The following is a 21787-nucleotide window of genomic DNA, read 5'->3' as shown; positions in this document are numbered from 1 at the left end:
TATTGTCACTGATTATTAATTAAAGTGCAAGAAAAATCAATGTCAGAAATTTGGGAAGATGCTATTAAGTCAAACGCGTGGCCTTTTGTTGAGGCTAAGAAGATATTAGATAGCTTAAACGGTCAAATTCCTGAGAAGGGGTATGTATTATTTGAAACGGGTTACGGTCCTTCAGGTTTACCTCATATCGGTACTTTTGGTGAAAATGCCCGTATGGTGATGGTACAGAAAGCATTTGAGCAATTATCCGATATTCCGACTAAACTAATTTGCTTTTCCGATGATATGGACGGGCTTCGTAAAGTACCTAGCAATATCCCAAATCCTGAAATGGTGGCACAGTATATGGATATGCCGCTTACTTCTATCCCTGATACATTCGGTGAATGTGAAAGTTATGGGCATTATATGAATGCAAAGCTTCGTTCATTCCTTGATAAATTCGGCTTTGAGTATGAATTTTATAGCAGTACTAACTGTTATAAAGCTGGTATGTTTGATGAGATGCTGATAATGGTGCTTGAGAAATATGATGAGATAATGGAGCTAATGCTACCGACTTTTAGAGAAGAGCGCAAGGCTACCTATTCACCTTTCATGCCTATATGTCCGAAAACAGGTAAGGTACTGCAAGTACCTATAGAGAAATGGGATGCTAAAGCAGGCACTGTAACGTATAAAGACAAAGCCGGTAATTATATAGAAGTACCGGTAACGGGAGGGCATTGCAAATTACAGTGGAAGCCGGATTTTGGTATGCGTTGGGCTGCGCTTAAAGTCGATTATGAGATGTACGGCAAAGACCATTTGGCAAATGCTCGTCTTTATTCGGAAATTTGCCGAATCCTAGGAGGAAAGCCGCCGGTGCAGTTATGTTATGAGTTATTCTTAGATGAAAACGGTGAGAAAATATCAAAATCAAAAGGTAATAGTATTAGCATTGATGATTGGCTTAAATATGCTCCTGTTGAAAGTATGGCATTATTTATGTATCAAAATCCGACTAGAGCTAAGCGTTTGTTTTTTGATGTAATTCCTAAAAATGTTGATGAATATATTACTTTTAACCAGAAATATCATTTAGAAGAGGACAGGGCAAAGCGTTTTGCAAATCCCGTTTATCACATCCATCACGGAAATGTACCGAAAATTGAGACTTTTGGAATTACCTATTCGTTGCTTTTAAATCTTACTTCTGTGTGTAATCCTTCGGATAAATCGGTGCTTTGGGGATTTATTAGCAAATATGAGCCAAAAGCAACTCCAAATACTAACCCTTATCTTGACCATTTAGCAGAATTTGCTATAAGATATTATAATGACTTTATTAAAGCACATAAATCATATTTATCTCCTTCTGAAAAGCATAAGGTTATTTTGCAGGATATATTAGATATGTTATCTGATATAGCTGATCAAACCGAAGCTGAAGCAATTCAGAAAGCAATATATGATATAGGAATGAAAGCAGGATATGAAAATCTGCGTGATTACTTCAAAGATTTATATCAAATATTGCTTGGACAGAATGAAGGTCCAAGACTTGGGACTTTTATAAAGCTTTACGGGGTGCAGGAAATGAAAAAGCTGGTTGAAGGGCAGTTGTAGCCTATATATCATTCCCGCATGGGTATCTAAGCGTCATTGCGAACGAAGTGAGTGTGGCAATCTCAGGAAGTTGGACGAAATTGCCACGTCGCTTCGCTCCTCGCAATGACGTTAAAATAAAAACTATTAACAAATGAATGACATTTTTTGTAGTACGTTACCTATTTTTTTTATTACGCTGCTTGGTAGTATTATCAAAAATAAATGGTTAACTTCAGAAGAATTTTGGCGTGGTATTGAGAAATTATCGTATTTTGTACTATTTCCTGCTATGTTGTTTAGTTACGTATCTACTGCCGATTTAAGCATTGCACCCATAATTAAATTAGTAGTGGCTCTTATTATATCCACTATTCTTGTATCAATCGGTCTTATAATTTACCAAAAAAAATACAACATAGATAAAGTCCAATTTACTTCCATTTTTCAAGGATCGATTCGTTATAATAGCTACATGTTTTTTGGGGTAAGTAGCCCCTTGCTTGGTTCTAGCGGACTTGCAATCGTTGCCATTATTTCTTCTTATATGATTATTTTTACCAATATTTTATCGGTAATGATTTTCGCTTATTATATCCCTAATAAATCCGTGACTAATACTATTAGTACTAGTTTTGTTTTAATGATGAAATTAATTGTGCGTAATCCGTTAATTATTGCAAGTTTAGTAGGATTCGTTTTTAATTACTCAAATCTTGAATTACATTTAGGGCTTAAGAAAACGTTAGATAGCCTTTCTAATGCCGCTTTAGCTATCGGTATGCTAAATGTTGGGGCAGGGCTTAATTTTACTATTAGACAAGAGCTTTTACATAATGTAATGTTTACAAGCTTTGTTAAATTAGTTGCATTTCCTCTAGTTAGTGTAGTAGTACTATGGTTAATGTCTATTGACGGATTAAATAGATCGGTAGGAATATTATATAGCTGCCTTCCATGTGCGAGTACGGCTTATGTTTTATCTCGTCAACTTGACGGTGATCCCGATTCTATGGCGTCGATTATAACATTTACTACTTTTTTCTCGGTAGTTACTATATCAATTATTATGTATATAATGGGGTGAATTTACCACGTCATTGCGAGCGACTGAAAGGAGCATGGCAATCTCAGGAATGTTGCCTGAGATTGCTTCGTCGATGCCTATTGCATCTGCTCGCAATGACGAAAAACTAAAACAAACAAATAAAACAGGAATTTCTAAAATGGATGAAATGAATAAAATAAATTATGCTGAGGCCCTTGAATATCATGAAAAAGATAAGCCTGGTAAGATCGCTATTTCTGCAACAAAGTCTTTAGTTACTCAGCAAGATTTATCACTTGCTTATTCCCCAGGGGTTGCGGCTCCTTGCCTTGAAATTGCTAAAAATTTAGAGGATGTATATAAATATACTGCTCGCGGTAATTTAGTTGCCGTAATCTCTAACGGTACTGCCGTACTTGGGCTTGGTAATTTAGGAGCTGCCGCTTCAAAACCGGTGATGGAAGGTAAAGCGGTACTATTCAAAAAATTTGCTGATATTGATGCAATTGACTTGGAAGTGAATACGGAAGATCCTGAAGAATTTATTAATGCCGTGAAGTATCTCAGTTATAGTTTTGGGGGTATTAATCTTGAAGATATTAAAGCTCCGGAATGTTTTATTATAGAAGAAAAATTAAAATCTTTAATGGATATACCGGTCTTTCATGACGATCAGCATGGAACAGCGATTATTACCGCCGCAGGGCTAATAAATGCTGCGTATCTTACTAATCGCAAGCTTGAAGATTTAAAAATCGTAGTGAACGGAGCAGGTGCAGCAGCTATTGCTTGTATTGATTTATTAATTGCTCTTGGAGCTGATAAATCAAAGATTATTGTATGTGATACTAAAGGCGTTGTTTACAAAGGACGCCTAGAAGGTATGAATAAATGGAAAGAGCTATATGCAAGTGATACCAAGTTTAGAACTTTAGCGCAAAGCTTAAATAACGCTGATGTATTTATAGGGTTATCGGTAAAAGGCGCAGTAACTAAAGATATGGTGAGTAGAATGGCAAGTAATCCGATTATTTTTGCTATGGCTAACCCTGATCCGGAAATTACTCCGGAAGATATACAACTTGTACGCGATGATGCGATTATAGCAACAGGGCGATCTGATTATAATAATCAGATTAATAATGTTATGGGATTTCCTTATATTTTTAGAGGAGCATTAGATATAAGAGCTAAGACTATTAATACGGAAATGAAAATAGCTGCAGCAAAAGCCATTGCAGATTTAGCCCGTAGACCTGTACCGGAAGAGGTGTATAAAGCTTATTCAGGGCGTAAGATGGTTTTTGGTAAGGAATATATCATTCCTGTACCGTTTGATCCTCGTTTAATTACCGTAGTAGCAGCGGCGGTTGCCGTTGCTGCAATAGAAAGCGGCGTTGCTAGGGTTAAAGATTTTAGTATAGGTAAATATAAGAAAGAATTAGGTAGCAGATTAAATCCTACTGCTAACTATATGAATTTCTTAGCTGAAAAAATTCATAATGCACCGCTTAAACGGATTGTTTTTGCTGAAGGTGAAGAAGAAGAAGTAATTTCTGCCGCTCTTATGATGCGAGACAAGAAATACGGTCATCCGATTATAATTGGTCGTGTTGAACGAATTGAGGCTATGTTAAAAAAGATAGGTCAAGATATTAGCTTAGACGGAATTCAAATAATGAATGCGGCCTTAAGCGATAGTTTAGAGAAATATACTGATTATTTATATAAAAGACTTCAGAGAAAAGGTTATTTATACCGTGATTGTGCAAAGCTTGTTAAAACTGATAAGAATATTTTCGCTGCTTGTATGTTAGCATGCGGTGACGGTGATGCTCTTCTAACCGGTGTTACAAAAAGTTATATCGATAGTTTAGAAGATATCATGAAAGTCATTGCACCAAAAACTAATCGTAGCATCCTTGGCTATTCAATTATGATTGCTAAAGATAATAATATTATTATTGCCGATAATTGTATTACAGAATATCCAAACAGTTGGGAACTTGCACAAATAGCAACCCAAACTGCAGAAATTGCTAAAAATATGGGAATCACGCCTCGTGTTGCACTTCTTTCTTTTTCAACATTCGGTAATTCTTCTAAGGCAAAAACAGCTCGTATTCGTGAAGCAGTAAATATACTAGATAATTTTAGCAAGGACAAAGAAGAGCTGAGCGGCATGAAGGTAGATTTTGAATATGACGGAGAGATGTCGGTTAAAGTGGCTTTAGATGGTGATTTACGTAAATTATATAAATTTTGTAGATTATCAGGATCTGCAAATGTATTAATTATGCCTGGTTTAAATTCAGCTGCTATTTCTACTGAGTTGTTACAAGAATTTTCGTCAAACAGCTTTATAGGTCCTATAACAAACGGTTTTGAAAAACCCGTTCAAATACTTCAAGCTGCAGCAACAGCTAATGAAATACTAAAAATAGCAACTTTTGCTTGCGTTGAAGCTATAAACGAGGTTTAATTACTATATCTTTAAAATCAATTAACTTGTGAGAGGTAAAGTGGCGTCGATTACAGAACTTCGTAAAAATATACAAGAAATTACAAAAGATTTACGAAAACATGATCCTTAAATACCTGATGCCAGTAAAAAACCGTTAGCTTCTAGAGAAAATTTTGACGATCTAATACATTCTGATTTAGGACAGCCTGTACGAAATAAACCGCTTTCTTTTGATGAAGAGTTAAAGAAAAAAGTTCAAAGCAGACAAGTACAGGATTTTTTCGAGCAGTAAACAAAGAGTACAGAAGAAAAAATAGATAATCATGCAAAACGTATAGAAGAATTAAAGCAAAAACAGAAAGAACTAGAAGAGAGGAAAAAGTGGCTTGAAGAAAAAAAGCTAATTCTAATATTACTAGAGAAGAAAGATGGAAAATCGCTGCAGAATTAGAAGCTATTAATGATCAATTTAAGGCTATAGAAAAAGAACATAATACTATTAATAGTGCTTCCGATAGAGAACAAAAGTTTGATAATAAAAATAAACACTTAACTGCTACAAAAAGAGAGCCGATAGCTGCAGATTTATAGCAACAAGGAGCATTGGCGGCTATAAAACGTATGAAAGAAGAGAAGATAAAGCAGCAGCTGTTAATCAATCTTCAAAAAATACTCCAACTATGCCTAGCGGTACTATACCGATGCCGCCTCTAATGCCTGGAAGCGGTATTCCTATTCCCCCATCGCCTCCGCCACCACCTATATCAATTCCAAAAACTATAAAAAAAGAGGCAAAGGATGTTGGTAAACAAATGCCTCAAGGAGGAGATCAGCATAAAGAAAAACTAGCAAAGGCTATGAAAGCACGAAGAGCAAAAATAGAAAAGCAAAACTCAGGAAGAGGAAGGTAATTATTATAGTATCATAATGGCTCTTTTTTCAAATTTTATCATAAAATGAGCTGTTAGTCTCTATGAAGATTTCTAAGAAGATTTAATTTTGGTTATTTTTTGCTGCAAATTATAAGGTTTCTTTGAAATAGGAGTAGCTATTCTTTCAAAAATCTTATTAATTTTCGCTAAAAAATACCTCAAAATAGCAAATCAATTAGAAATCTTCGTAGAGCTTAGCGAATTAGAACGATTTTACAATTTAATTGCAGTTTAGCCCAAATTTTATCTGCAGTATATATAGGATAGCCTGTAATTAATCCTAGGCTAATGCAAGCTCTGTCACCAAGAGATAAGCCAAATTGTTCTGTTTCTTTCTTTAAGCGTCCAATTTCTATAGTTTGATCAAAATCTAAGGCTACAATTTTATTTATGGAAGCTGAGATCATTTCTTTACTTTGAATAAAAGATATGTTCAATTTTTTATCTAGTTCAGCTACTACTTCTGCTATATTTACTGTGGACATAATAGATAACGGTAATAATTCTTCGACCTTGTCACTACCAGTTTCTAAGTTAAATAATGCAAGTAAAGCAGATGAATCTAAAATATATTTATTCATTATTAAATTCCTTGCTTCTTGATTCAATTAAAGAGTCAACTAATGATATGTTATCTTTATTTCTAGATTTTACTAATGCTTGAAATTCTTTAATTTTATTTTTTAGAGGAATCAATGTTAATTCTTTATCAAGTATTAGCATTAACTGATCTCCTGAAGCAAGATGTAATTGATCACGAATTTTTGCAGGAATATTTATTCTGCCATTTTCAGATATAGTAACTTTATATTCTAAGTGCATATTTTTAAAACGGTTAAAAATTAAATATATACCAAATATAAAAAAATATTATAATTAAAACTACAATAGTAAAATAAATATAAAAGATTTCTATATTGAAATTATGCTGTAGTTGTTCCTATTTCAAAAAAATCTTATAATTTGTAGACGCAAAGAGTAAAAATAGATTAAATTAATTTTCTTTCACACAGCCTAAATAGTTGGTATCATATGCTGTTGCCACAAAAAGAAAATATTATATGTCTAATTCAGCTTTTTTAGTTGCATTTTTTACAACGATTATCCGTTATTATGATTATGCTCTATTCGGTTTATCGGCTAGTATTCTTGCACAAAATTTCTTACCTAATATAGAGCAGGATAAACAACTACTTGGTTTTTTTGCTATTCTTAGTGCAGTTGTTATAGTACGACCTTTAGGGTCCTTAATTTTTGGATTTATCGGAGATAAATACGGGCGTACTAAATCTATCAAGATATCAATGTGCATGAGTAGCATTGCTACCGGATTCATTGCTATTACTCCTTCCTTTGAGATAATAGGTATTTTTGCTACGGTAATACTAACATTATGTCGAATGGTTTTTTTAGCAAGCCTTGCCGGAGAGGTTGACGGAATAAAGGTTTATGTAGCTGAAAAAACAGGAGATAATCAGAAAAATTTAAATATAGGAATAGTTTCGTGCTGTGGCCAAATAGGTGCATTACTTGCGGCTATAGCTTATTATTACGCTAGTAATTCCGATATCCAATATTTATGGCGTTTTAATTTCTTTATTGGTGCAATATTTGGTTTATTTGCTATTTTGATGAGAAATTTTTTTAAAGAAAGTAGCGAGTTTTTAAGAACGTCATCAAAAAGTACCTTGCGGCAAATTATATGGAATAATAAACTATCCGTTATAATAGCATTACTAATAAACGGTGCTATTGGAGGAGTGTATCACTTTTTAGTAATTTTCTTAGGAGTTTTTTTAACAAAAATAGCTCTTATAAATCATCCTGAAATAAGATTTATGAATATAGCTCTTACTACTACCTATGGAATATCAGCTGTTTTTGCAGGGCTGTTTGCCGATAAAATAAACCCTTTAAGACAGATTACATGGGCTTTATTTGTCAGCATTATTGTTGCTTTAGGAATGCAAATAATGTTATACAAACAAATATTTAATATTCTCTGTCCCGTTATATTAATAGGACTTGCAGCATTTTATGCAGTACCGCTACAAATTATTGTTCAATCCTTATTTAAGACTAATGTTAAAATGAGGCTTTATAGTCTATCACATTCTTTTGGAGGTATTATTCTATCCTCAACTACTCCTTTCTTTAGTATGTTGTTATGGCAAAATTTTAAGTCACTATCTCTCACTTTAAGCTTTTTCATATTTTTGCTTATAATATTAATGAGTACAGTGTTGGTTTTACGTAGGATATCATCCTCACAACAGTAAAGTCTTGTTGCATGGCTTGAAAAACCTACTCAATGTTATCCCCGCGAAAGCGGGGATCTAGCAAAATAACTTCAATATTGATATATTTGACAAAATAAACACATAAAAAACTTGTTTTTTTACTGGAGTCCCGCCTCCGCGGAAATGACATAAACGAGCCATGCAACAAGACCCAAAAACAAGAATAACATCAATTGCCTTATATATTTCTTCCGTCTTTACTGCAACCTGTAGGTTTTATGTTAGGACTACTTGAAGATTTGGAGCGTTGCTGTGCTTGTGTCCCAATTTGCTTCGCTTCTTTTGCTAAGTTTTCAAATTTGTCTTTTAAGTTTTTTGTATTGCCTTTTAGCTTTAAATCGTGAGTTATTTCGTTAATATTCAATTTTTCAGGAGTTGGATGATATATAGGCTCTTTAGATTGAGTATGTTTAGAATGTTCTATTGCAAATTTTGTACGAGGTCTTATTAGTTCATTCTCTTTTCCTATACCTTTCTGTTTTTCTTCCTCCCATTTATCCTATCCCGCCGGTGGTGTCCAGTATCTTGTTGTTTTACTATCAAAGCCTTTTTCAAATTTGTTTATTAAATTTTTGGTACTATTCTCTTTAATTTCTTTACCTCGATTTTCAAACTCAAAATTTTTCTGAGGAGTTATATAGTCAGATTGAGTATTTTCATGTTGTTTTTCTACAGTCTGTTTCTTTTCTTCTGTCCAGTATTTTTTGATTTTGCTGTCAGAGTCTGCTTCAATTTTTGCTATTCTATCTTTTATACCGGTAACTGCTCCTGTAGATATTTTAGGTTGATCTTGGGTTGATTGCTTAATATGTTTCGGAGATGTATTTTTAGATAATTCATAAGTCAAAGATTCTAAATTAGATAAATTCTTTTAAACTTTTTCTATATTGGAATTTAAATATTCTATTTCGGGTCCTTTATATTCCATTATATTTTTTAATGTGGTATTAATTTCTACAAAAGATGCTTTAATCTCTTGATTAAATTTATCATCATTATTATCTTACTACAATTAGTAGAAATTTTTTGAAGTTTATCTAATATATCATTAATTCTCTCATCTTGTTGAGAAGTTGATACCATACTTGCTAAAAATTCACTTCTTCCTAAATTTCTATTAACATTATTTCAATATAGAGGTATGGTAGAGGCTTTAGTATAATCTTGTGGAAATTTATCGATCTCTTCTTTAAACCTCTTTAAGAACTTTATTGTATCATCGAATATAGGATGAGTATTTCAGGAAAGAGCAAGAGGAGTCGGTATTGCTTCCTGCATTGGATGAGTTATTGCCTCAACTTGTTTCGGGGATGTATCTTTAGATAGCTTTTCATTTGGTAGCTCAGATATATAATCATCTACTGCTTCTTTTAATTTATCTGAAACGGCACTATTTTGGGCAGGAGGCAGTATTCCGGTGTCATCCCATTCTAAATCAGTATCAGTAGTTAGCATTCCAGTATCATCCTGCTCTAAAGCGATATTATCGCTTCTACGCTCCTCACGAGGATCAGTTAGCTTATAGTAATTTTTATTTAGTAAACGAGGAACACGTGAATTGTCGCTCTTTTCATATTCCTTAATTTCTTCAAATATACCTAGTGTCTTATAAATATTATCTATTTCTTCTTGAGTAAGTCTTTCATTGCTTACTTCTTTTTGTTGGATAGATTTTTGTAGTTCTTTTGTTACCGTTAACTTATCTTTTGCTATATTTGAATTTGATAAAATTTTCGCTTGTACTAAAAAGAGCTTCAATTAAATTAGTAGAGCTGCTTTTTCCAAATGTGGTAGATAATTCTTCTTGACTTGATGCTATTCCTGAATCAATAGAAGAAGATCTAGAAACGGTATTAGATTGAGGATTAATATTTGCCTGTTGTACATAAGATTTGCTGGTATCTATTAATATCTTATCAGTGAATTGTGCTAGTTCATTGAATGAATTTTCTAGTTTTGCAAAAAGTTCTGTTGAGGAATGTACTATTGCCGGTGATAACTTAGGTATAGAATCTTCAGGTATAGTTTCTAAAGAAGGAGAATATTTACCTGTTTCTTTTTGTAGTACCGATTCATTTTGCTTGATTAAATTTGATATAAATTTATTTGGATAATATATCAATTTTGTTATTGTTATTACTTCTGGCATATAAGACTAGAGCCTCCTTTATATTTTGCGAGATATTATCTTAACAACATCTTATATTGTAAATCTAATTCGCTTGAATTATTAGTATTACGGAAGTAATTTTTATTTACTGATATACTTTTGCTGAGTATATTTTTAGAAGCTTCTATAAGTTCTTTTTCCCCTGTCGCTTCTTTGTTTTTTAACTTCTCAAATAAATTTTGTAAACCATCTGAAAAATCCCAGGCATTATCAAGGTATAAAAATTTACTTCTTATAATCTCTTGCGCTTTTTGATTGGACGCTTGTTGCACTTTTTGTTTCTCTTGCATTACTCCTAGAATGATATTTTTATCTAATGAATTAATCACATCATAAAAATTTTTCATTTCATATAATTTTTCTCTAGGCTCTTTTATTTTTTGTAATCTCTCTCTTAATGCTTGAAATTTATCCCATTCATGTTGTTCAAGAAAAAATCCCTATATTTTTGTATTTTTAGTATTAGGGCTTTCTCCGCTACTCAGGATTTTATTTCTAGTTGCCTGTAATCTAGATGGTTGATGAGCGTTGATATTATTAATCAAACCTAAAATTTCTTTTGATGTCTTATTAAATTCTTCATTATTAGTTGGATTTTTGATTGTTTCTTGAACTGCTTCCTTTAACTTGATTATTTCTTCTTTAAGGCTAAGTTCTACTTTTTGTTGACCGTGTGTTATAGCTTGTTCGTTTTTTTGTGAGGTAAGTACTTTTTTATCTTGCTTTATATTTAAGCTCTTTTCCCCTACTTTCTGAACAACTTCTTCCATCAATTGCAATAGATTAATATTGCCCTTTATTTCTAGTTCTTGCTCATTAGTGATCGGTAATGAATTACTTAGTCTTAATAATGCTGAAAAATCTGAAGGGGATATTAGGATATCAAGTTGAGCCTTTGTTTTTCGACCTTTTCCGTCTTCCTTAAAGCCTTCAACTTTACCAATACTAATAGGTAGATTTTTTAAATAAATTTCTTTACTAGCACCCTGTATATTTTTATCATTTGTTACTTTGAAGTTAGCTTGTTGTTGAGAAACATACGGTCCCGGCGTTCTAGGGTCTATTTTGTTTATTAGAGCTTCTATAAAATAGTTGTACGTGTTATAGCTAGTTTATCTGTTTCTAAAATATTATTTAAATTAGTATTTTTTATTAAATAAAGATTTATTATTAGCCGGTCTAATTCATTCTTATGTTTCATAATTTCCCTCTATTAATAAAAATAAACCAAAATGTAATACCATTTATGTTCAATTAACAATACTAATAATTAGTATTAATTCAATATTTTAAATCTTGTTGCATTTGTGCTTCAATAATATAATTTTATCATTTATTTTATCGTCTCAATGAGTTTTTTAACTCCCTCGACTGATTTATCAAATAGTGCTTTTTCCTCTGCGGTTAACTGCAGTTCTATTACTCTTAGAACACCTTCTTTACCGATCATAATAGGCACTCCGACATATAAATCATGTACGCCGTACTCACCTTGTAAATGAGCGGCACAAGTTAGAATCTGACGTTTATCTTTTAAATATGACTCAAGCATTTCTATTGCTGAGGCTGCGGGAGCATAATAAGCAGAACCTGTTTTAAGTAATGCAACAATCTCACCGCCGCCGTTTTTAGTACGATCGATTATTTTTTCAATATTTTCATTACTTGATAAGCCCATTTTTATCAAGTCAGGTATCGGCACGCCTGATATTGTAGAATATCTTGCAAGAGGTACCATAGCATCGCCGTGACCGCCGAGAACCATGCTATTAACATTGCTAACCGATACTTTAAACTCTTCAGCAAGAAAAAGATTAAATCTTGATGAGTCAAGTACTCCTGCCATACCGATTACTTTATTGTGAGGCAATCCGCTTTCTTTAAGCATGACATATACCATAACATCAAGTGGATTGGTAATTACTATTACAAAGGCATCAGGAGCGTATTTTTTAACATTTGCTGCAACCGTTTTCATAATACCGGTGTTAATGCTAATTAAATCTTCTCTACTCATCCCTGGTTTTCTTGGTAAACCGGCAGTAATAATTATGGCATCAGATCCTTCAATATCTTTATAGTCGTTTGTGCCTTTTATTTTGATATCAGACCCGGCTATTGTACCGGCTTGCATGAGATCCAATGCTTTTCCTTGCGGTACTCCTTCAGTCACATCAAATAACACGATATCGCCGAGTTCTCTAAGGCTAATTAAGTGAGCAAGTGTACCACCTATGTTACCGCTACCTATTAATGAGATTTTTGGATTTTGTTTCATTACTCCCTCTACAAATATTAAATATGCCTATTACTATATTACAAATAGATTCAAGAAAAAAGAATTTTTAAATTATATTGTTAATTGGTTAATTCATAAAAATTAACCATTCACATTGACTTTATTAAAATATATTAATATAACGTCGAGTCAAAAATACCATGAAACATGGAATTTTAATAAAATAACTAAAAAAATAATTATGCCTAAAATTTCTAAGTTAATAAATATTTTTAAATCTTGTATAGGAAAGGGGAGTAATGCAAAAGAATGTAAAACCGCTCCAGAAATGTTTCATGATTTACGCATTAGTATTAACAATAATCTTAATAGTAAAACAGTAAAGACGTTAGTTTTGATATGGTAGATAGCCCAGAAAACAAAAGTACCCTACATTATGTAATTGACTTAGCAGACCTTAAAGAGTTACTGCAAAAAGGTATTGATCTTAATATACAAGATGAGAATGGTGATACTGCTTTAGAGGTGACAGGTAATTTTAAAAAAGCCAAAATTTTACTTGAATATGGTGCTACGGTGAATGACTTATAAACAGATGACTGAAGTATTACATTACTGTGGTCGTAACTTAGTAGAAAATAAAATTATTCTTTCACTATTAATGCATAACAATGCTAATACTAATTTTACAAAAGCAAATTTAGTAAGACAATGTAAAGAACCGTATGAAGAGGCAGAGCGGTTAATAAAATTGAAAAAATAGAGAGCTTAATATATCAAAGTAAAGAAGTAGAGACGTTAAGAATATATGTTGACAGATTACAGAGCTAAATATGAAAAAGCAAAGGATAGTAGCCAAGCTGTTTTAAAAATATTAAAAATCAATAGAGTGATGGTTTAAAAGCTCAACTTGTTATTATTGTCAAAATCTAGGGTTAATCGAAAATTATTCGGAAGTAGCTCAAGAAAATGCAGTATATAAGTGCTTGGATGAGGCTTTTAATTTGCTTGATCAAGGATTAATAGGAGAGGATGTTCAAAATACAGTAGTTTGATTCATAGCATCAAGCAATTTTTGAAAAGCACTGGTCATTTCTGTTCAGCATTGTATACATGGATCATTCTATATCATTCCCGCGTAGGCGGAAATCTAGTAAAACCTATAAAAAATTTGTTTTTTTAGGTTTATTTTTTTAATAAATAACTTCTATATCGATATTTGAAGTTATTGTGCTAGATCCCCGCTTTTGGGCCTTGTTGCGTGGATCAGTTTTCCCGATGTCATTCCCGCGCGACTTGATCACGGGATCCAGTTAAAAATACTAGAATTATTAGTATTTTTTATTGTTTTTATGGATCCTGTGGTTAAGCCACGGGATGACACAGGGGATTTTACCAGTCTACGCAACAATATTGAGCTACGAATGACATCGTACGCCTTTTCTGAGTCATGCAACAACGCCTACGTAGCTCATGAAGATTATAGGTATCAACGCAAGCAAGCCTTCGCAGGAATGGATATCCTTATCAACGTTGTATCATCTTATTATAATATTTTGATAAAACTTTCACGCCATATAGCCATAATAGACATACGATAATAAAACTAAACATCAATAAACCGGCTATGTCGTTATGTATGGCGTTCGGGAAAATACTAAAGGATATGAATTGAATAATAGCACCTATTGATTTACCGATTTTAGCACCCATAACATCAACTGCAGCTTTACCTTTGGTCTTCATTTCACTATCGAGCGGAATATATACCATTTCTTTGGTAGCATCAAAAAGTGAATATTTTACGGATTTAGAAAGTACATGCCAAAGTCCGCCGATAAAAACTATAACGACAAGCGGTGCACTATAGCCGAGAGTATTTACGATATTTCCTAGGTGATTTTCAAAAACCGTGAATGAAAAGAACATAACACCTGCTCCAAACATCATAATCGGTGTTATAATAGCTCCCCAAAACCAGCCGCATATTCTAATTAAACTACTGCCTAAAAACGCACTAACTAACGTGAGTATTCCCGTCCAAAAAAACACTTTACCGTGATAGGCTATAAAATCCTTTGTAGCGGGATAGAGTTGCTTTACTTTGGACATCCATAATCCTTCTATTAGGCTAATACTCATAGAATAAGACATTACAAGAAGACAAATAAAACCGAGATATCTAGAAGTTAATATTACTTTTGCACTGTCGACCAAGCTTAATTTTAATATATCCATTCTTTGGTTTTTAAATTTAATATTTTTGTCAGCTTCTACGACTGATTTATCAATAAGTTTATGAAGAGCTAGACAAATTAATCCGGATATTAAAATAACCGTAATAAATGATTTTAAAAGAATTTCATTTGTATCGTTTAGATGAGAAAATAAAGGTAATAAGAAATGCTCACTCTTAGCAAAATAAATAATTACGGTTCCTGAGATGAGTAAATTAGTTTGTCCGAATAAAGTAAAAAATGAGTAAAATCTTGGTGCTTCTTCGACTTTAGTAATTTTATTTGCAAGCTGCCAATATAAAAGAGTAAAGACTATAACCGGCCATAACTCTCCCATAATATAAAATAATACCAAACTCCACTGTCCCCAAATTATTAAAAACCATTTTAAGTGAGGAAGAACAGTGATATAGTGCTTCATTAATTCGGGATCGGGATGAAAAAACTCTCTGTACGGAAATAAAATAAAACCAAAAATTGCGAAGAAAAATAAAAAAGTACCGGTAATTATCCTAAAAACTTGCTCTGTTGTCATAATATTACAGAGTTTAGAATAAAAAATAACAAATAAAATTCCCATCGGCATTTCGCCCCAAAGTTTGATAAAACTCAATACTTCCGAGCTAATTAAGGTAACAACAAAACTATCTTTAATACTACGAACTAAGTTTTGATTAAGTAGAATAAAAAACATTAGTAAAGCCATCGGGATGAACTTGGTTAATTCATACGATCTAATCGGCCATACTATATGCCTAAATTTACTGTTTCTGGCTTTATTCCAAATTGTGAAATTAGAATCCACGCTATCCATTGATTTACTATGAGCTTATTTTTTTAGTACCGGATAGTTTTTAAAAATGTTATGTTTTTGCAAGGCTTAGAGCTTTATAGGTCATTCCCGCATATGCGGGAATGACCTCAAACGCTTTTTAGAAACTGTCTGGCTATTATTTTTTATGCACCCTAGACTATAATAAAAACTATGTCAAGATTTTTTAAAATAGTCTCATATATTGTTGTTAATTACATTTGTTATACTCAATCGCTGCTTTAATAAACTGAATAAATAACGGATGAGCTTCAAAAGGTTTAGATTTAAATTCCGGATGAAATTGTACTCCTACGAACCAACGCAGTAGCGGTAGTTCAATTATTTCTACAATCTCTTTATCTTTTGAAAAACCGCTAAATACTATTCCGTGTTTTTCAAAAATATTTTGAAATTCATTATTAAATTTATATCTATGACGATGTCTCTCATTTATTTCAAGGCTTTTATAAGCATTAGCTGCAATGGTACTTGCGACCAAACTACAAGGATAAGAGCCGAGCCTCATAGTCTTTTTTACATTTTCAATTGTTATTTTTGAGTCTTCACAGTTTTTATTTATTTTCTCAATAATTTTTGTACCGTCTACTTTAAACTCTTCCGTTACTGCATCTTTAATACCGATTAAATTCTGAGCTATTTCGATCGTCGCAAGTTGCATACCGAAACATATTCCAAAAAAAGGTATGTTATTAGTACGGGCATATTTTATTGCTATAATTTTTCCTTTAGTTGCCCGTTCTCCAAATCCACCTGGTACTAAAATCCCATCTATATCTAATAATTTTTTATTAATATTCTCTTCAGTTAGATTTTCAGCATTTATCCATACTAAATCAATTTTGTATTTGTAATAAATACCTGCATGATCAAGTGCCTCGATTACTGATTTATAAGCATCTTTTAATTTATGATATTTAGCTATTATAGCGATTCTTACTTTTGAATTAGAATCTTTTAGCCTATTAATTATATCATGCCATTTATCTAATTTAGATGGCATGATATTAATATTAAAAAATTTTAATACTTTATTATCAAGACCTGAATTATGATATGCAATCGGTACTAAATATATATTTTTTTGATCTATTGCCGGAACAACATACTCAGATTCTATATTACACAATAAAGATATTTTATCTATTTCGCCTTTTGAAATGTTATGTTCTGCACGACACACTAGTATATTAGGTGAAATACCTATAGCGCGTAATGCTTTAACTGAGTGTTGGGTAGGTTTTATTTTTAATTCACGGGCGGTTTTAACATAAGGTAATAATGTTAAATGAATAAATAAACAATTTTCGCTTTTTAATTTGTTACCAATTTGCCTTATAGCTTCAAAAAACGGTAGACCTTCAATATCACCGACTGTACCGCCTATTTCACAAATAATAAAATCAAAACCCTTGGTGTTTGAAAGTATAAAATCTTTTATTATATTTGTAACATGCGGGATGACTTGAACAGTAACGCCGGCGTAATTTCCTAAACGTTCATCTTTAAGTAATTTTGAGTATATCGCACCTGTTGTGATGCTATCAAATTTGCATGCGGAAACTCCGGTAAAACGTTCATAATGTCCAAGATCTAGATCGGTTTCTGCTCCGTCATCGGTTACATATACCTCACCATGTTCGTGAGGATTCATAGTTCCCGGGTCAATGTTAAGATAAGGGTCTAGTTTTCGTACACTTACTCTAAAACCTTTCGCTTGCAATAGCATAGCAAGAGATGCTGCCGTGAGACCTTTACCGAGTGATGAAACAACGCCGCCGGTAACAAAAATGAAATGTACCATTATTATAAACCTAGTTTACTAATATTTTCGTAAAATTTTACTGCTTTTTTTAAGTCTTCTTCCGTATCTACGGAAATAGGAACATTCTCAACTAAACATGTACCTATAGTCATGCCGTTTTCAAGGACACGTAATTGTTCTAAACGTTCTGTTTTTTCTAAAAAAGTTGGCTTAAGAGATACAAATTTTTCTAAAGCGTTTTTGTGAAAACCATACATGCCTACATGATATAAAAATTCTTCTGCACCGTTTGGAATAAGACTACGCGAAAAATACAATGCTGTCCCCGCCGAGTCAACCGCTACGGTAACATTACTACTAGCTTTCACTGACTCCCTATCTACTTTTACTATCGGTGTAACAATATCGTATTTGCTGTTTTTTAAATATTCTATAATTTTCAAAATAGAGCTAGGTTCAATGAAAGGCATATCTCCCTGTACATTAACTATGTAATTAATGTTTTGATTATTTGGAATTAATTTAAAAGCTTCATAAGTACGATCAGTACCGGTTGGGATAGCACTATCCGTGAATATTACTTTTCCTCCGACTTTTGTAATAACGCTTGCTATCTCTTCCGAGTCGGTCGCAACATATGTATGCTCAAGGCCCGCTTGATTTACTTGTTTGAATACCCGCTCGATTAAAGTTATAGAGCCGATAAGCTGCAGCGGTTTTTGTTTAAGCCTAGTTGAACTTAGCCTTGAGGGGATAATTATAGCCACGTCCTGATGCCGCATAAACTTCCTAAGTTTAAATTAAAAAATAATTGTTGACAGATTAGCCTTTTTCGGCGATAAAGTAAAACATAATTTTTGAATATATGCAATATATTTAAGAGCTCGTAGCTCAGGCGGTAGAGCATTTGACTTTTAATCAAAGGGTCCCGGGTTCAAATCCCGGCGAGCTCACCATACTTCTACACTGTGGGTTTGTAGCTCAGCTGGTTAGAGCACACGCCTGATAAGCGTGAGGTCGGAAGTTCAAGTCTTCTCAAACCCACCATTCAATCCGCTACAACAATAAAATCTGTATTATCATAATTATAAATCAAGGTGATCATTTATTAATATTGCTAAGTTAGGATGATATTGTCAAGCTAAGGATTAGATTATGAAAAAATACAAATTTACTGAAAAAGAATAAGAAATACTAGATTATTTTGAACAAGATGAGCTTTTAGAGTTGCCTAAAAAAGAACTAGAGAGCCAAAAAATATAGCTAAAATTGCCGCAGCTAATTTTTTTAAAAAATCGGAAAGAATTAATATTAGATTGCCGTTATACGATTTAAATCATATAAAAAGAATTGCAGCACAAGAAAGAATGTCTTATCAAACTCTTATTGCTAGTGTTTTACACAAATACGCGTCCGGATATTTAAAATTAGATAAACTTAGTTATACTTTTTTTATATAAATAACATTTTTTCTCAATGAGTCTTTTTAGAGGTAGAAAAAGGTTAGAGGGTAATTTATCAAGAGTAAACCACTACCAGCTTTCTACTTTATGAGCCTCAAGATTCTGTAATTCATGCTCATTTAAACAATGAGCTTTAAGGCAAATCAAGATGTAATACTTTTGTTCTTTTTCAAAAATATCGTTAGTCACCGCTACCAATTGTGGATTTTCAATGATCAGATTTGTTTCTTCTAAAACTTCACGGATAGCACATTCTGCAAATGTTTCTCCAAATTCTAAATGTCCACCGACAGGAGCATAACTAGACTCACCATGGGAACTAATATGTTTACCTAATAAAATTTCATTCCTATTATTCAAAGATTAAAATACCGATACCGATGCGTAGGTGGTTAGTCATATCTAACTATTAACTCTGGATTGACTTATTAATATCGTATGTTAGCTTCTAAAGCAAATAAAAAAATATTGCTTATTTAAATACTGTGAGCTATTTGTAGATTATATTTAATATTTACCTGTAGTTATGAATGCTACCAATCAATTACAAAATAATAGCTTAACTAATTCTTGGCTTAAGCTTGGTATTTTATCCTTGGGATTTGCGGGTTTATATTCAATTATTTTGGTGGTACTACGTACCCCGCAATTATCAAGCTTTTTCCCAAATCCGCATATTTTCAAATCTGCTTTAATTATTCATGTTAATTTATCGGTATTGATTTGGTTATTGTCCGTTACGGCTAGTGTTTGGGGGGGTGAAACGTCATTGCGAGGAGAGGCAAAGCCTCGACGCGGCAATCTCATGAAACAATACAAAATTTCTGAGATTGCCACGCTCTCTACGTTCGCTTGCAATGACGTGTTTCGCCTTTACCCCAAACTTGCTTTTCTAGCTACTCTTCTAATCGCCATCTCCCCAATAGCCGGGCATAATCCGGTGATGAATAATTATATACCGATTCTTGAAAATATCGTATTTATTGGGGGGTTAAGCTTATTTGGTGTTACGTTGCTATTGTACGCTATAAATATTTTATATTTCTTCGATTGGACGAACTTAAATAGTCTAGTTAATTTTACCGTATTATCGACTATTATAATGTTTATTTTAAGCTTTGTTTGTTGTGGATGGTCTTATAATGGCTTGCAAAACATCATTCAAATTATTCCAATCGAGATAGAATTTTATTATGAATTACTTTTTTGGAGCGGAGGTCATTTACTGCAATTTATATATACTCAAATATTAATATTTATTTGGGTTAGTTTATTTAGAGAGTTAATAGCTAGAGAAGTGAAATGTCAAAAATTCTATCTTTTCTTACTTTATTTAAATTTTATTTTCGGAATTCTTACACTTTTCGGTCATATATTTTATGATATTATCGATGGAGCCTTCAAAGTATTCTATACAAATCATATGAAATATCTAGGCGGCATTGCTCCTGTTTTATGTTTAATAGGTATGGGGGTTGAGTTGGTGTGGGTATTTGTCATCCCGCGGGATGACACGGTTACAATAAATGACAGAGTAATCAAAACCATCTTACTTTGCTCTATTACTTTATTCTTACTTGGCGGGCTTATAGCAATGAATATCACAGGGATAAATGTAGCAATTTCTGCTCATTATCACGGGTCTATAGTAGGGATTAGCATTGCTTGTATGGGGTGTAGTTATTTGGGTATTGGGAGGTATCAACGTCATTGTGAGCGACTAAAAAGAGCGTGGCAATCTCATGAGGTAATACAAAAACTCCCTAGATTATCGCGTCGGCACTTCGTGTCTCCTCGCAATGACAATATTATTAATTTTACATTTTACCTCCTAACATTCGGGCAGATTCTGCACATACTAGGTCTAGCATTCGCCGGTGGTTACGGTGTTATGCGGAAAGACCCAAATAGTGTAATGCCGATGTCAGCTAAGCTATTAATGGGAATGATGGGTGGAGGAGGGGTTATTGCTATAGTAGGCGGCTTGATGTTTGTATATATTTGTGTTAAAGTAATATTTTTTAAAAGTATAAAACTAGCACATGAGTAAACCAACTAGAGAAGAAGCTAAAGAGGCAGTAAGAACGTTACTAAAATTCATTGGTGAAGATCCAAGCAGAGAAGGGTTGCTTCAAACGCCTGATAGAGTAATTAATAGCTACGTAGAAATATTTTCCGGTTATGGAAAGGATGTAGCAGAAATATTAAATACCAAGTTTTATGAAACTTGTAATTTTCGAGATTTTATCTTACTGAATATAAAATTTACCTCTTTCTGTGAACATCATATATTACCTTTTAACGGTACAGTAGATATAGCTTATGTTCCTGATAATTGTATTGTCGGCATAAGTAAGCTAGCACGCATAGTAAATATTTTTGCTAGAAGACTACAAATCCAAGAAAAAATGACGGTACAGATAGCAGAAAGCGTGCAGGAGAATTTAAAGCCGCTTGGCGTTGCCGTTAAGATTTCTGCCGTACATAGCTGTATGTCAATGCGTGGCGTAATGCAAGATAATAGCGTTATGAATACCATGCATTATACGGGTATATTTGCCGAACAGCAGAAATATCGTCATGAGTTTTTAAACCTTACTGCTAAAAGGTGATACGTTATTAATGTCATTTCTGCGGAAGCGGGAATCCAGTCATTTTGTCATACCGCGACTTGATCGCGGTATCCAGAAAAAAATTAAAAAAAACTGGATCCCGTGGTCAAGCCACGGGATAACCAAATAAATGATTAT

The 21787-nt window shown here is 33.0% G+C and carries 22 protein-coding genes, 2 tRNA genes and 1 pseudogene; 11 read left to right on the top strand and 14 right to left on the bottom strand.

What is annotated here, in order from left to right; all coding sequences use genetic code 11:
- The first annotated feature begins 39 nt into the window (after positions 1-39).
- From RSIB_RS04740 to RSIB_RS05690, 4 genes are all read left to right on the top strand, one after another.
- The gene (locus tag RSIB_RS04740) at positions 40-1608 is read left to right on the top strand and encodes a lysine--tRNA ligase (RefSeq protein ID WP_004995948.1); all 1569 of its coding nucleotides are present in this window, start codon (positions 40-42) and stop codon (positions 1606-1608) included.
- A gap of 133 nt (positions 1609-1741) precedes the next feature.
- On the top strand, positions 1742-2674 hold the full coding sequence (locus RSIB_RS04745; protein ID WP_004995946.1) for an AEC family transporter: 933 nt from the start codon (positions 1742-1744) through the stop codon (positions 2672-2674).
- A gap of 139 nt (positions 2675-2813) precedes the next feature.
- Positions 2814-5117: an NADP-dependent malic enzyme gene (locus tag RSIB_RS04750; protein ID WP_026053073.1), complete on the top strand. Its 2304-nt coding sequence runs from the start codon at positions 2814-2816 to the stop codon at positions 5115-5117.
- A gap of 662 nt (positions 5118-5779) precedes the next feature.
- The gene (locus RSIB_RS05690) at positions 5780-6010 is read left to right on the top strand and encodes a hypothetical protein (protein WP_016728075.1); all 231 of its coding nucleotides are present in this window, start codon (positions 5780-5782) and stop codon (positions 6008-6010) included.
- A gap of 215 nt (positions 6011-6225) precedes the next feature.
- Here RSIB_RS05690 and RSIB_RS04755 read toward each other — a convergent pair whose 3' ends face one another.
- Positions 6226-6612 (bottom strand): type II toxin-antitoxin system VapC family toxin, encoded by a 387-nt coding sequence (locus RSIB_RS04755; protein WP_004995939.1) that lies wholly within the window; start codon positions 6610-6612, stop codon positions 6226-6228.
- Complete coding sequence (locus RSIB_RS04760) at positions 6605-6853, bottom strand: AbrB/MazE/SpoVT family DNA-binding domain-containing protein (RefSeq protein WP_004995938.1); 249 nt, start codon at positions 6851-6853, stop codon at positions 6605-6607. The genes RSIB_RS04755 and RSIB_RS04760 overlap by 8 nt, the downstream gene beginning before the upstream one ends.
- Positions 6854-7092: 239 nt before the next feature.
- Between RSIB_RS04760 and RSIB_RS04765 the strand changes: the two genes are divergently transcribed.
- Positions 7093-8310 carry an MFS transporter gene (locus tag RSIB_RS04765; RefSeq protein WP_004995937.1) on the top strand — a complete coding sequence of 406 codons (1218 nt, stop codon included), beginning with the start codon at positions 7093-7095 and terminating at the stop codon, positions 8308-8310.
- A 199-nt stretch (positions 8311-8509) separates the two neighbouring features.
- Here the strand turns inward: RSIB_RS04765 and RSIB_RS04770 are convergent, their stop codons facing one another.
- The 8 genes and pseudogenes from RSIB_RS04770 to mdh all read right to left on the bottom strand — a co-directional run bounded on the left by RSIB_RS04770 (position 8510) and on the right by mdh (position 12779).
- Positions 8510-8695: a hypothetical protein gene (locus RSIB_RS04770; protein WP_004995935.1), complete on the bottom strand. Its 186-nt coding sequence runs from the start codon at positions 8693-8695 to the stop codon at positions 8510-8512.
- 135 nt (positions 8696-8830) lie between these two features.
- The gene (locus tag RSIB_RS04775; protein WP_004995927.1) at positions 8831-9178 is read right to left on the bottom strand and encodes a hypothetical protein; all 348 of its coding nucleotides are present in this window, start codon (positions 9176-9178) and stop codon (positions 8831-8833) included.
- Positions 9179-9202: 24 nt separating this feature from the next.
- Positions 9203-9414: pseudogene (locus tag RSIB_RS10355) on the bottom strand (hypothetical protein).
- 156 nt (positions 9415-9570) lie between these two features.
- Entirely contained in the window at positions 9571-10089 is a 519-nt protein-coding gene (locus tag RSIB_RS04780) for a hypothetical protein (RefSeq protein ID WP_004995924.1), read from the bottom strand.
- A complete protein-coding gene (locus RSIB_RS09320) occupies positions 10031-10480 on the bottom strand; it encodes a hypothetical protein (RefSeq protein ID WP_004995922.1) in 450 nt (149 codons plus the stop codon). The genes RSIB_RS04780 and RSIB_RS09320 overlap by 59 nt, the downstream gene beginning before the upstream one ends.
- A 35-nt stretch (positions 10481-10515) precedes the next feature.
- Positions 10516-10848, bottom strand: a complete 333-nt coding sequence (locus tag RSIB_RS04790) for a hypothetical protein (protein ID WP_004995920.1) — start codon at positions 10846-10848, stop codon at positions 10516-10518.
- Positions 10849-10941: 93 nt separating this feature from the next.
- Positions 10942-11271: a hypothetical protein gene (locus RSIB_RS09315; RefSeq protein WP_004995917.1), complete on the bottom strand. Its 330-nt coding sequence runs from the start codon at positions 11269-11271 to the stop codon at positions 10942-10944.
- A gap of 563 nt (positions 11272-11834) precedes the next feature.
- Complete coding sequence (gene mdh / locus RSIB_RS04800; protein ID WP_004995914.1) at positions 11835-12779, bottom strand: malate dehydrogenase; 945 nt, start codon at positions 12777-12779, stop codon at positions 11835-11837.
- A gap of 360 nt (positions 12780-13139) precedes the next feature.
- Between mdh and RSIB_RS05675 the strand changes: the two genes are divergently transcribed.
- Positions 13140-13331 (top strand): ankyrin repeat domain-containing protein, encoded by a 192-nt coding sequence (locus tag RSIB_RS05675; protein ID WP_016728070.1) that lies wholly within the window; start codon positions 13140-13142, stop codon positions 13329-13331.
- Positions 13321-13503 (top strand): hypothetical protein, encoded by a 183-nt coding sequence (locus tag RSIB_RS05670; protein WP_014410623.1) that lies wholly within the window; start codon positions 13321-13323, stop codon positions 13501-13503. The genes RSIB_RS05675 and RSIB_RS05670 overlap by 11 nt, the downstream gene beginning before the upstream one ends.
- Before the next feature lie 764 nt (positions 13504-14267).
- On the opposite strand, the gene tlc2 is transcribed toward RSIB_RS05670, so the two are convergent.
- The 3 genes from tlc2 to RSIB_RS04815 all read right to left on the bottom strand — a co-directional run bounded on the left by tlc2 (position 14268) and on the right by RSIB_RS04815 (position 18356).
- Positions 14268-15791: a nucleotide exchange transporter Tlc2 gene (gene tlc2, locus RSIB_RS04805; RefSeq protein ID WP_004995912.1), complete on the bottom strand. Its 1524-nt coding sequence runs from the start codon at positions 15789-15791 to the stop codon at positions 14268-14270.
- A 208-nt stretch (positions 15792-15999) separates the two neighbouring features.
- Positions 16000-17613, bottom strand: coding sequence for a CTP synthase (locus RSIB_RS04810; protein ID WP_004995910.1), 1614 nt, complete (start codon positions 17611-17613; stop codon positions 16000-16002).
- 2 nt (positions 17614-17615) lie between these two features.
- The gene (locus RSIB_RS04815; RefSeq protein ID WP_004995908.1) at positions 17616-18356 is read right to left on the bottom strand and encodes a 3-deoxy-manno-octulosonate cytidylyltransferase; all 741 of its coding nucleotides are present in this window, start codon (positions 18354-18356) and stop codon (positions 17616-17618) included.
- A 98-nt stretch (positions 18357-18454) separates the two neighbouring features.
- On the opposite strand from RSIB_RS04815, the gene RSIB_RS05665 reads away from it, so the two are divergent.
- Positions 18455-18530, top strand: a tRNA-Lys gene (locus RSIB_RS05665).
- A 14-nt stretch (positions 18531-18544) separates the two neighbouring features.
- Positions 18545-18621 (top strand) — tRNA-Ile (locus RSIB_RS05660).
- A gap of 485 nt (positions 18622-19106) precedes the next feature.
- On the opposite strand, the gene RSIB_RS07385 is transcribed toward RSIB_RS05660, so the two are convergent.
- A complete protein-coding gene (locus tag RSIB_RS07385; protein ID WP_004995906.1) occupies positions 19107-19397 on the bottom strand; it encodes a nucleotide triphosphate diphosphatase NUDT15 in 291 nt (96 codons plus the stop codon).
- Between the two features lie 166 nt (positions 19398-19563).
- On the opposite strand from RSIB_RS07385, the gene RSIB_RS04820 reads away from it, so the two are divergent.
- On the top strand, positions 19564-21087 hold the full coding sequence (locus tag RSIB_RS04820) for a cbb3-type cytochrome c oxidase subunit I (protein WP_004995903.1): 1524 nt from the start codon (positions 19564-19566) through the stop codon (positions 21085-21087).
- Positions 21080-21649: a GTP cyclohydrolase I FolE gene (gene folE / locus RSIB_RS04825; RefSeq protein WP_004995901.1), complete on the top strand. Its 570-nt coding sequence runs from the start codon at positions 21080-21082 to the stop codon at positions 21647-21649. Before RSIB_RS04820 ends, folE begins: the two co-directional genes overlap by 8 nt.
- Positions 21650-21787: the final 138 nt, after the last annotated feature.

The organism is Rickettsia sibirica 246 (assembly GCF_000166935.1).
In the GTDB taxonomy this organism is placed as follows: domain Bacteria; phylum Pseudomonadota; class Alphaproteobacteria; order Rickettsiales; family Rickettsiaceae; genus Rickettsia; species Rickettsia rickettsii.
The sequence above is the reverse complement of the archived record's forward strand: the minus strand, read 5'-3'. Positions and strand labels throughout refer to the sequence as shown.